The organism is Nocardia sp. NPDC049190 (genome assembly GCF_040648115.1).
GTDB lineage: Bacteria > Actinomycetota > Actinomycetes > Mycobacteriales > Mycobacteriaceae > Nocardia.
This window is the reverse complement of sequence record NZ_JBEZDE010000076.1, coordinates 1-11,205: the sequence shown is the minus strand read 5'-3', so window position 1 is coordinate 11,205 and position 11,205 is coordinate 1. Positions and strand designations below refer to the sequence as shown.

Here is an 11,205-nt window from a genome sequence, read left to right as displayed (position 1 = left end):
TCACCCAACAAGAACGACCAATGCGTCGGAAAGACCTTGTTGATCGACCGCTTGACGAATGCCGCGGCACGATACCGCTCATCCGCCTCATCGGCTTGAGCTGCCACAGAAGGACTCATGAGCGACGCTCCCAGTAGGCCGGGCCGAGCGGCTCGATGAAGTCGCCGTTGGCGACCAGAAAACCCTCAGCGTTGACAGTGATCGGCAGCTGCGGCAGCGCGCGAGCGGCGGGACCGAAGACCGGCTTGCCCCACTCGGTCGCCGAGAACTGCGACTGGTGGCAGGGGCACAGAATCCGGTTGGTCTGCTGCTCGAACAGCGAGGTCGGGCAGCCGAGGTGGGTGCAGATCTTCGAGTAGGCGAAGTAGTCGCCGTAGTTGAAGCTCTCCTGGCCCTTGCGCTTGATCGCCTTCTGCGCGTCTTCGGTGCGCAGGCGGATCAGCATGACGGCGTTGCGAATGCCGCGCAGCGACTCCAGCGTGGCGTGCTCGTCGCCGCGCCACTTCTCCTTCCATGGAAACACCGTCTCCATCGCACCCGCGTCCAGGTCCTCCGGACGGACGAGCAAGATATCGTCCGGACGTCCGGTGTCGCGGCGGATGTAGATGGTCTCGCCCGGGTAGTCCGGGGTCCAGCCCGAGACCCACAGGGGCGACTTGGCGCCCTTGGCCCACGGGTTCTTGATCATGCCGCCGACGAACACCAGCAACGCGCCGACGCCGAGGACACCGACGCCCGCACCCGCGGTACGGGTGATCATCTTGCGCCGACCCAGCGTGGAGGTCTCCAGCGCGTCCTGCAGCTCGGCGACCAGAGTGCGGCGCTCGACCTCGGGCGAAGGACCGTCGTGCCGCTGCTGGATGGACAACTCCGCGGGAATGAACAGCTTGCGGATCAGCACGACCGCGACACCGATGACCAGTACCGCAACACCGAGGGTGATCCCGATCAGGGGGGTGAACAGGGAGTAGAGCTGGTGCCCCTCCTCGTCCGCTCCCTTGAACTCCCACGGCCAGAACAGGAACACGCCCACCAGCGCCGCGGCCGCGATACCGGACACGGCGAACCAGAAGGTCACCGCGCGCTCGGCCCGCTTCTCGGCGCGGGTGCCAGGGATCGGGAAGCGCTCACGCCGGTAGGCGACATCGACGTCGTCGCGCTCGGTACCGAGCTTCACCAGCTCGGCCCGCGACATCGCGTCCAGTTCCGCCTCGGTGGGCTCCGCCGGAGTGGTGTGCGCCGACTGCTCTTTCGACGGCTCAGCGTCGTGGCCCTCGTCCGGCCGACCCATGTCGTCTCGCTCCTTATCACTCATGCCTGCACCTCGCCGGCGCTCGGCTCCGGCACGAGCGAGTGCTCGGCGGTGACCATTGTTCGCTCGCTCATGACCTCGATCCGATCCATATCGCGGCGCCGACGACGAGCGTGATACCGACCACCCAGATGGCCAGCCCCTCGGTCGCGGGACCGAATCCGCCGAGATCCCAGCCACCCGGGCTGTGCTCTTCGGATGCGTTCTTGACGTAGGCGATGATGTCGCGCTTCTCCTCCGAGCTCAGCTGCCGGTCGGAGAACTTCGGCATGTTCTGCGGGCCGGTGAGCATCGCGGTATAGATCTGCTGCTCACTGGCCGGTTCCAGCGGTGGCGCGAACTTACCCGAGGACAGCGCGCCGCCGCGCCCGGTGAAGTTGTGGCAGGACGCGCAGTTCATCCGGAACAGCTCCGAACCGCGGGCGATGTCGGAACCGCGCAGCGACTCCTGCGCGAGCTCGCCGTCAGCGTCGCGCGCCACGGTCGGGCCGCCGCCGTTGGCCGCCACGAACGAGCTCAGCGCGTCGGTCTGATGCGCGTCGAACTTCGGTGGTTTGCGCTGCGCCTGGGCCTCGTTACGGGCCATCGGCATCCGGCCGGAGGACACCTGGAAATAGACCGCCGCCTCACCGACACCGATCAGGCTGGGACCACGGTCGGGCACACCCTGCAAGTTCGCGCCATGGCAGGTGATGCAGGAAGTGTCGTAAAGCTGCTGGCCCTCGCGGATCAGCGCCGACTGGTCCTCGTGCGCGGTCGCGCGTTGCGGATCCGGCGTCAGCGCCGATGCCAGGAAACCTGCTCCGACGAGGCCCACCAGCAGCGCAAGCCCACCCGCGATACGACGGCGAACGCGGCGCTGCCTGCGCGTCTTGCTGGCCTGGCCGTTCCCGGGGCTCGCGGGCTCTGGCGCTGATGGGGGAGATGAACTCATCTGTGTCCCTTTGGAGTAGACGGAACCGACTTGTGCAAAAGCTCGAGGCGTCTCGCCCGGCTCAACGGACGAAGTAGATCGTGGCGAACAGCCCGATCCACACGATGTCGACGAAGTGCCAGTAGTACGAGACGACGATCGCCGCGGTGGCCTGCGCGGGAGTGAACTTGCTGACCTTGGTGCGGACCAGGAGGAACACGAACGCGATCAGACCACCGATGACGTGCAGGCCGTGGAAGCCGGTGGTGATGTAGAACACCGAGCCGTATGCGCTACCGGCAATCGAGGTGCCCTCGTGCACCAGGTTCATGTACTCGTAGCCCTGTCCACAGACGAACATCGCGCCCATGATCAGCGTGACGACATACCAGCGGCGCAGGCCGAAGACGTCGCCCTTCTCCGCGGCGAACACGCCCATCTGGCAGGTGAACGACGACGCGACCAGCACGGCCGTGACCGGCACGGCGAGCTTCAGGTTCAGCTCGGTCGGCTCCGGCGGCCAGTTTCCGTGTGCCTGCGCGCGCGCGACGAAATACATCGCGAACAGGCCGGCGAAGAACATCAGCTCGCTCGACAGCCAGATGATGGTACCGACGCTGACCATGTTAGGCCGGTTCAGCGAATGCACACGCTGAGTAATGGCCGATCCTGGGGTCCCTACTGCGGTCGTCACGGGGGTAAGTATGACTCGTCGTAGTACGACAGGAGTACCCGGGTTCGAAACTTATCTTCCGGTGTCGGAAAACACTCGGGCGGACGAGCTCTCGACCGGGTATCGGCGTGTTCATTCCGCCCGCTGACGGCGCGTATTGCCGGGATCGAGGCGCCGGACGGACGCCGCACGAGCATGACAGGCGAGAGTAAGGAGAAGCTGAGATGGTGGCAGATGTGCTCGCACGAGTGTGGCGGCGAGTCTTCCGGCAGGGCAAGTCGACAACGCTCGACCCGAGCCGGGCGGATCTGGTGGTGGTGGCGTCCGGTTTCGACGATGCAGAGGCGTGTTCGACGGCACTGGCGCGGGCGACCGCCCTGACGCCGGACGCCCTCGCAGTGCTGCGGCATCATCTGCGCATCCCGCCCCGGCATGTCGAGACCGTGTGCGCGATCGCGGCGCAGGACGGATACGCGCCCGCGCCGCAGACCGTCCGGCCGGACTCCGCGCAGTCGCCGGAGTGGCAGACCGTGGTCCTGCAGCGGGTTCAACTGCTCGACGCCCTGCACTGCGCGCAGGAACGCTCGCGCATGGCCGGGTTGGCGCAGCGCCATGACGGCCGCGCCGACGGCTGGGATGCGCTGCAACCGAACCCCCGGCAACCACGTCTCGCGGATTAGGCTGCTTCCCGACAAACTGGTGCGCGAACCAGTGGGACGGGAGAAGTGGTATGAGTGTGCGCAGCTGGCCCAAGGTGCTCGGAACCCTCGCCGACGGTGGCGACCTGGCCGCGGACGACACGGCATGGGCGATGAACGAGATCATGTCCGACAATGCCACCTCCGCACAGATCGCCGCGTTCGGCGTCGCGATGAAGATCAAGGGCCCGACCGCCGCCGAGTTGACCGGCTTGGCCACCGGCATGCTGGCGCACGCGCGCCTGGTTCGGATCGACGGCGACGCCGTCGACATCGTCGGCACCGGCGGCGACCGCTCGGGCTCGGTGAACATCTCCACGATGTCCTCGATCGTCGTGGCGGCGGCCGGGGTTCCCGTGGTCAAGCACGGTAATCGGGCGGCATCGTCCAAGAGCGGCGGCGCCGACGTACTCGAGGCGCTGGGCGTGAAGCTCGCGCTCGGACCGGAGGCGGTGGCGCGATGCGTGCAGGAGGCCGGCATCGGATTCTGCTTCGCGGCGGCGTTCCATCCCGCCCTACGGTTCGCGGGCGCCGCGCGCAGCCAGATCGGTATTCCCACCGTGTTCAACGTGCTCGGGCCGCTGACCAACCCGGCGCAGCCACGGGCAGGACTGGTCGGTTGCGCATTCGCCGACCTGCTGCCGGTGATCGCGGGCGTGTTCGCCGAGCGCGGCGCGAGCGCCATGGTGGTCCGCGGCAACGACGGACTGGACGAGATCACCACCTCCGACACCACCGAGGTGTGGGTGGTGTCCGACGGACGGATCCGCGAGACGGCCATCGACCCCACCCGGATCGGGATCCCGCGCGTCGACCTGGACGCATTGCGTGGTGGCGATGCCGCGGTGAACGCGGGTATCGCCCGTGACATGCTCGCGGGCGTCGGCGGTGCGGTCCGCGACGCCGTGCTGCTGAACTCGGCCGCCGCGATCGTGGCTTACGACTGGTCGCGCGGGGCGGGTGACCCCGAGGCGGACCTGCACGAGGCCCTCGCCGCGGGCATCGAACGCGCCGCCGAGGCGATCGACACCGGCAAGGCGGCCGAGCTGCTCGACCGCTGGGCGAAGCTGACACAGACGCTCGGCGACAGCTGACACGCAACGCCGCTGCCGAATCGCCCGGGATCACTCCCCGAGCGAGAAACCCGCCTCCATCTCGGCGCGCGAGTACGACTTGAACGCGATGTGGGTCGTGGTGCGCAGCACGCCGAGAACTTTGTCGATCCGACCGGTCACCACCTGGGCGATCTGCTCGTGGTCGCGCACCCGCACGATCGCGATCAGGTCCACGTCACCCGCGCAGGAGTAGACCTCGGTGACGCCTTCGGTGTCCGCTACCGCTTGCGCGGTTTCGGGGATGCGGCCGTTGTCGGCGTGAATCATGACGATCGCGGTAATCATGGTGCTCAGCCTAAGCGGTCGAGATATGCCTGCTCGGTGGGTTGGGCGCGAGCCGCCGTGTCGGCCAGCGCGGCCCAGCCCAGCCATCGGGCCGCACCGTACATCTGCTCGCGGTACCCCTCGGTAGTGCGGACGATTCGCACCCCTGGCCGGGCCAACCAGCGCACGACCAGGGCTACTTCTTCCGAGGGGGCTCCACGCAGCGGTGGAGCGTTCGCCGGCGATGGCGTGTGCTCGGCCACGCCGACGAGCGCGGGTACCCGTGCCGTCGTCGGGTGCGGCCCGGGCGGCGGCATATCGGAGTGCGACGGCCGCTCCAGATCCGCGAACTCGTAGTCGGCTTGCGATACATCACCTACCGGAACGACGGTCTCGGCGGCTGCGACTATCTGTTCCACGATCGGCATCGGAGGCATGCCCCGCGCCGCGGTACCGGATCCGGCAAGCCGGCCGTACCGGACGACCGCGAACTCCCAACCGCCGGCGCCGTCGGGATGTGCGGCGATCAACTCCGCGATGCGCGCTACCGCGGCGAGCCGCTGGGTACGGTGCAGCGCGCGCACCACCGCGACGGCACGATCACGCAGCCGTGCGGCGGCCTCGAAATATTCTCCATGTGAGTAACTTTCGATTCGATCGAGCATGGCCCGCAGCGGCGCATCGGAGCGCCCGGCGAACAGTGCCCGCACGAGCGCGGGCGCGGGAGCGTACTCCGCCATTTCCAACGGCCTCCTGCCCGAGCCTGCCGGGCACCCGCCGACGATCGCGGACGGGCAGTGGTGGACCCCGCGTCGGGGCAGCCGCGTTGTACAGGTACGCAAGCCGGTGAACTCGGCGATGATCACGCCCAGATCCGCGGCGTCGTTGCGGGAGTTGAACGGCCCCAACGCATCCCGGCTCGGCTCCCGAACCACCGAGAACCGCGGGAACGGCTCGTCGGTGAGAGTCAGCCACCAGGCCCGCTTCGGGAACTTCGACCGCCGGTTATACGGCGGGGTGTGCGCGACGAGCAGTCGAAGTTCGCGTACCCCAGCCTCCAGCGCGTGCGCACATACGACGTGGTCGACCCGAACCGCCAGCGACACCATCTCTTTCATCCGGCCCCTGGTTTCCGAGCCGGTGAAGTAGGTGCGAACTCGGCGGCGAAGGTTCACCGCTGTCCCTATATAGAGGACTTCGTCGGAAGGCCCGCGGAACAGGTACACGCCGGGCGCCGCGGGGAGTTCGGCGGCGAGGGAGCGCTTGGCGCGTTGTCTGGGCGTGACATCGGGCAGGTAGTCGAGCAATTCGGTGAGACTGTGCACGCCTTGATTGCCGACCCGGTCGATCAGCGCGTGCAACACATCGACCGTGGCGCGGGCGTCATCCAGGGCGCGGTGGGTCGGTTGGGTGGCTGCGCCGAGCAATCGCGCCAGCGAACTCAGCCGCACCGATGGCGCCTCGTCCCGGGCGAGCACCCGCCGGGCCAGTTTCACTGTGCACAAAACCTGCGCAGTGGGCCACGGTGTGTCGCACTGTGCCGCCGCGGCCCGCAGGAACGCCATGTCGAATCGGGCGTTGTGCGCAACGAGCACGGCTCCGGCGGCGAACTCGAGGAAGCCGGGCAGAACCGCCTCGATCCGCGGCGCGGCGTAGACCATCGCGGTGGTGATCCCCGTGACGTGCACGACCGCGGGCGCAATTGCCCGTCCCGGGTTGACCAGTGTCGCGAATTCGCCGAGCACCGCGCCGCCACGCACCTTCACCGCTCCGATCTCGGTGATGCCGTCGGCGCCCGGGCTTGTCCCGGTGGTCTCCAGGTCCACAACCACGAAGGTGGTGTCGTAGAGGGGCGTGTCGAGATCGTCGAAAGCCAACTGCTGTGCGGTGGCTTTGCGCGGCGCGGGGTCGGACACGGCGTGCAGCCTAGAGCCTCGGTCCGACAGGAACTGGGCGCGATTTATTCCCCGAATGTTTCGAATTACACAATGGCGATTTCACCGAATCACGCGCGAAACGATCTAGAAGCTTCAATTGAGATGCAGGTCACATTCTAGATAACAGAGCATCAAATCCCCCTGGCGAGTCGAACGGCGCGGGCAGGATTTCCCGCCGTGCAGCAATCGGCCTCGGCACGGCACCCGCTACGCAGATCACCACCCGTGACCTCGACCGATTCCACCGCGTCGACCTGGGGGGAAATCGATGACGTGACATTAGATGGCACCCGACCACACGATGCGCGCAGAGCCCGGCGACAGCGGTCGACGCCGAGGCGGCGCCGCCGTTATCTTTTCGTGATTGGCGGAGACGCATCTCACACCACTTGTCCGCGCAATTAGTTGCTCGCACGCATTTCAGATTCCGACGGCTTTACAAACAACCGTGATTGGTTCGTAACCTTTTCGAGACCTCACGGAGTCCGGCACACCGAACGGTGCGACGCCGACGAAGTCCGCGGCACCACCGGGTGCGGCGTCGTGAGGCAGATCGGGAGTAAGCATCATGACGACCAATGCCGTCAAGCGACAGGCACGACGCGCAGTTGCCGCCGGGGCCGTCGGCGCTGCCACCATCGGCGCGTTCCTCCTGCCCGCCGCCCCCGCGTCGGCCCAGCCGGTGACCATCCCTGGTGTGGGGACCTTCGAGGTCCCGAACGAGGTCCAGATCCCCCAGGGGGTTCCGGGCATCGAGTTGCCGCAACTGGCTCCACTCCCGTTCCTCGCCCCCCAGAAATCTGTCGGTGAGGCCGCCCTCGACGCGGCCATGAGCAAGATCGGCGCGCCGTACGTCTACGGCGCCGCCGGCCCGAACGCCTTCGACTGCTCCGGCCTGGTGCAGTGGTCCTACCGGCAGGCGGGCAGGGAACTTCCACGCACCAGCGGCGCGCAACTCGCCTCCGGCACCCCGGTATCGGTGGATGCTCTTCAGCCCGGCGACCTGGTCTCTTTCTACGGCGGCGGCCACTCCGCCCTGTACGCCGGTAACGGCAATATCGTGCACGCGTCCACCGCCGGAACACCCGTGCAGCTCGCGCCGATCTCCTCCATGCCGATCGCCGGCGCTCGCCGCTTCTGAGAAAGCTCCGGCTCGGCCCGTGCGCCGCGGCCCGACCGTCGCAGCCGTGCGTGATCGTTTCGTTCTCTAACTGGACATCGACCTACGCCGTTCCGTAATCTAATCGAGATCTTCCTTCGGGTTGCCCGGGTTCGCGCATCGCAAACCCCCGGTATCGACGGAAGTCTCTGCGTCGGTTTCACGAGAGATCGCTTCACGAGAGAACGGGGCACTGCGGGCCGTGGCTGTACATCACCGGAGACACCGTGCGAAACGTCTGGTGGGCGGGACGCTTGCGGCCGGAGTCCTGGCCACCGCACTCTGCGGTGGGAGTCCCGCCGGAGCGGATCCGGTCGCGTTACCCGGGTCGGCGACCGATGCCGTACAGCAGATGATCGACCTTTCCCATCAGTCCGAGCAGCTCAACCAACAGGCGCTCGCCGCGCAGGACGATCTCGACGCCAAGCTCGTCGTCCAGCGTGCCGCCGACGCCAAGCTCGGCGCCAGCACCGACCTGGTGAACCTGGCCCGCGACGAGGTGCGCAGATACCAGCCGATCATCGACCGTACGGCGATCGCCGCCTATCAGGGCGCCCGCACCAACCGCTTGTTCGCCGTGCTGGTCAGCGACTCGCCGCAGCAGCTGCTCGACCAGATGTCCACGCTGGATGTGCTCTCCGCGCAGACCTCCGAGCAGCTCGACCATTACTCGAAGGCCACCGACGCCGCGACCGCGGCCGAATCGGCCGCACGCGCCGCCGCCGACGCCGCCCGCGCGGCCGCTCAGAAGGCCGACGTAGTGCGCAGCGACCTCGAGCACAAGCGCAGCGAGCTGGGCGGTGCCATCGCCCAAGTGGTGCAGGCATGGAGCGCACTGTCCACCAAAGACAAGTCGGCACTGGCCGGCTCCCCGTTCCCACCCGGTTTCGATCGCGACACGCTGTTGCAGGGCCTCGTTCCCGGCAGCGGCACCAGCGCGCTGGCCGCCGGACTCACCCGCGTCGGCGACCCCTATGTGTGGGGCGCGACCGGTCCACAGCAGTTCGACTGCTCCGGCCTGGTCCAGTGGGCGTTCAAGCAGGTCGGCAAAAATGTACCGCGCACCAGTTCGCAGCAGGCCACCTACGGCACGCCGGTCGCCAAGAAGGATCTGCAACCCGGCGACGTCGTCTTCTTCTACTCCGACATCTCGCACGTCGGCATCTACGCGGGCAACGGGCTCATGTTGCACGCCTCCACATTCGGTGTCCCCGTCGCCGTGGCACCGATGGACTCGACGCCGTTCCATTCGGCTCGGCGATTCTAGACATCGTGAGCGAGCCAACCACCGGCGTCGTATGACCGCGCACCACAGCGCCGAACAGCAGCGCCCAGCAGCCGTGGGCAGTATGCGGCGTTTGTTCGACTGGTGGTCGGCACGGCGGCGATTCGAGTTCTGCCTCACCGTGTCGACGGTGATGCTGCTGAGCGGGACCTGTGTCGCTCTGCTCATGCTGCCGAACTGGGTACTGCCGACAATGCGTGCCACGCCGCCGACCACGATCGATTCCGTCGGCCAGGCGGCGGCCACCGATCCCCGACTGGCCGAAGTGCGCCGCATCGTCGAACCTTTCGGACCGATCGTCGCCCGCCGGGTGCCGACCGGCGACGGACAGCAGTCGCTGGTCGTCGGCCATTCCGCGCAGCGGATCGAGATCGACATCCTGGAGCGCGAACTCGCCGGCGCGACCGCCGCGGTCACCGACGTCTGGGGTACCGACTGGGCGCAATCGGCACTGGTGGTCGTCGCTTCCTCCGCCGCGGAATTCGCCGCACTCGTCCGGTCGGGCACTCTGCTGCCCGCCGAGGTCGCCGCCGCATCGGTCGCCGACCCTTTCACGCCGGGCGCCCGGCCCACCGGACAACGCGTTGTCTTCAGCCCCGACGCGGGCCACCGGCTCGACCCAGCAGGTCTGGCGACCCTCCTGCGCCACGAACTCACCCACATCGCGGCCCGCGCCCAGACCGCTGACGGCGCACCACTGTGGATGGTGGAGGGATTCGCCGACTACACCGCCCACCATGACCAGGGCCACCGTTTCGCCGACATCGCCCCCACCGTCACCGCTCGCGCCCGGGTACACGACCTCGCACCGGACCTGCCCGCCGACGCCGAGTTCTCCGGCCCCGACGCCGCGTTGACCTACGAAAAGGCCTGGTCCATCTGCGCCTTCGTCGCGGAAAAGTACGACAGGTCCCGCCTGGTCCAGCTCTACCACCGCATCGCCGCGGCCAAGCAGGACCGCGCCACCGAGGACCGCATCCTGCACGATGTCCTCGGCACCACCCGCACTGATTTCCTCGCCGACTGGCACTCCTGGCTCAACGCCCGCACCACCTGATCCCGGACCGAGGCATCCACCCCCGCACCCCGAGATTCCCGCAACATCCTCGACCGTCCCGAATCTCGACAACAGATGGATTCCTCACCCACGAACCCCTACTTACGTGTGGGTGCTCGATTTACGGGTCGGAGGCCTGCGGCGCGCCATCGAGTGGACTTCCCCAACCGGACGCACCATTCGAATTTCGTCGGTGCGGCTGGTGTCGCTGGTGCAGCGGTCGGTGGCGGCCTGTCCTACCTCCCCGGCGCTTATCTCGCCCCCCTTTCCGGCTGAGCCCCCGACACAGCAGCAGCAAACCCACGGCGGCCGACCACCCGTACATCTCAGCCCGACGCATCGAACCACCCCGGCCCATACAACGCGCCCCCGCAACTTCCCGCCCAATCCACACAACCCCACGGGAGCCTCACCGCAAACCACCCGAGCACCAGCCACACGAGCACATTCCGGCCCACCTGACATCCCACCAACATCTGGCCACCCCGATGGCGACAAACCGCCCTTCACCACCCACCCTGTCGAATGGCGGCCCAGTTCGGCGTCAAAGAACCCCGACCCCCCGGCGCCGCAAATCCAACACGCCACCAAGCACCCGCCTCACCAGCACATTCCCGGCCACCAGACATCCAACCAACAACTGCAACAACCCGAACACAACAAACCACAAACCGCCCACCCACCACCCACCGCCCCGTCGAGTGCGAGTATTACGAGCACCGTTCGCGGCCCGGCTCGCGTCCGAGCGGCCGAAGCGCCCGCGCCGAAGGCGCAAGTCTCGGCCGCTCGGAC

General features: G+C 67.6%; 10 protein-coding genes and 1 pseudogene. 6 read left to right on the top strand and 5 right to left on the bottom strand.

What is annotated here, in order from left to right; all coding sequences use genetic code 11:
- Window positions 1-115 precede the first annotated feature (115 nt).
- The 3 genes from AB0B25_RS31125 to AB0B25_RS31115 form a co-directional block, all read right to left on the bottom strand.
- Window positions 116-1,291 (bottom strand): ubiquinol-cytochrome c reductase iron-sulfur subunit, encoded by a 1,176-nt coding sequence (locus tag AB0B25_RS31125; protein WP_357187168.1) that lies wholly within the window; start codon window positions 1,289-1,291, stop codon window positions 116-118.
- Between the two features lie 91 nt (window positions 1,292-1,382).
- Window positions 1,383-2,246 (bottom strand): cytochrome c, encoded by an 864-nt coding sequence (locus AB0B25_RS31120; protein WP_357187165.1) that lies wholly within the window; start codon window positions 2,244-2,246, stop codon window positions 1,383-1,385.
- 61 nt (window positions 2,247-2,307) lie between these two features.
- Window positions 2,308-2,919, bottom strand: a complete 612-nt coding sequence (locus AB0B25_RS31115; RefSeq protein ID WP_357187162.1) for a heme-copper oxidase subunit III — start codon at window positions 2,917-2,919, stop codon at window positions 2,308-2,310.
- 203 nt (window positions 2,920-3,122) lie between these two features.
- Here AB0B25_RS31115 and AB0B25_RS31110 point away from each other — a divergent pair, with 203 nt between their 5' ends.
- Window positions 3,123-3,578, top strand: a complete 456-nt coding sequence (locus tag AB0B25_RS31110) for a hypothetical protein (protein ID WP_357187159.1) — start codon at window positions 3,123-3,125, stop codon at window positions 3,576-3,578.
- Between the two features lie 50 nt (window positions 3,579-3,628).
- Window positions 3,629-4,690, top strand: coding sequence for an anthranilate phosphoribosyltransferase (gene trpD, locus AB0B25_RS31105; protein WP_357187157.1), 1,062 nt, complete (start codon window positions 3,629-3,631; stop codon window positions 4,688-4,690).
- Window positions 4,691-4,720: 30 nt separating this feature from the next.
- Here trpD and AB0B25_RS31100 read toward each other — a convergent pair whose 3' ends face one another.
- Both AB0B25_RS31100 and AB0B25_RS31095 read right to left on the bottom strand, forming a co-directional pair.
- Window positions 4,721-4,996 (bottom strand): Lrp/AsnC ligand binding domain-containing protein, encoded by a 276-nt coding sequence (locus AB0B25_RS31100; protein ID WP_357075926.1) that lies wholly within the window; start codon window positions 4,994-4,996, stop codon window positions 4,721-4,723.
- Window positions 4,997-5,001: 5 nt separating this feature from the next.
- Window positions 5,002-6,891 carry a DEDD exonuclease domain-containing protein gene (locus AB0B25_RS31095; protein ID WP_357187154.1) on the bottom strand — a complete coding sequence of 630 codons (1,890 nt, stop codon included), beginning with the start codon at window positions 6,889-6,891 and terminating at the stop codon, window positions 5,002-5,004.
- 589 nt (window positions 6,892-7,480) lie between these two features.
- Here AB0B25_RS31095 and AB0B25_RS31090 point away from each other — a divergent pair.
- The 4 genes and pseudogenes from AB0B25_RS31090 to AB0B25_RS31075 form a co-directional block, all read left to right on the top strand.
- On the top strand, window positions 7,481-8,053 hold the full coding sequence (locus AB0B25_RS31090; RefSeq protein WP_357187151.1) for a C40 family peptidase: 573 nt from the start codon (window positions 7,481-7,483) through the stop codon (window positions 8,051-8,053).
- Between the two features lie 259 nt (window positions 8,054-8,312).
- Entirely contained in the window at window positions 8,313-9,338 is a 1,026-nt protein-coding gene (locus AB0B25_RS31085; protein WP_357187148.1) for an NlpC/P60 family protein, read from the top strand.
- Between the two features lie 31 nt (window positions 9,339-9,369).
- On the top strand, window positions 9,370-10,413 hold the full coding sequence (locus AB0B25_RS31080; protein ID WP_357187145.1) for a hypothetical protein: 1,044 nt from the start codon (window positions 9,370-9,372) through the stop codon (window positions 10,411-10,413).
- A pseudogene (locus AB0B25_RS31075) lies at window positions 10,343-11,205 on the top strand (hypothetical protein); the annotation flags it as partial. The gene AB0B25_RS31080 and the pseudogene AB0B25_RS31075, both read left to right, overlap by 71 nt.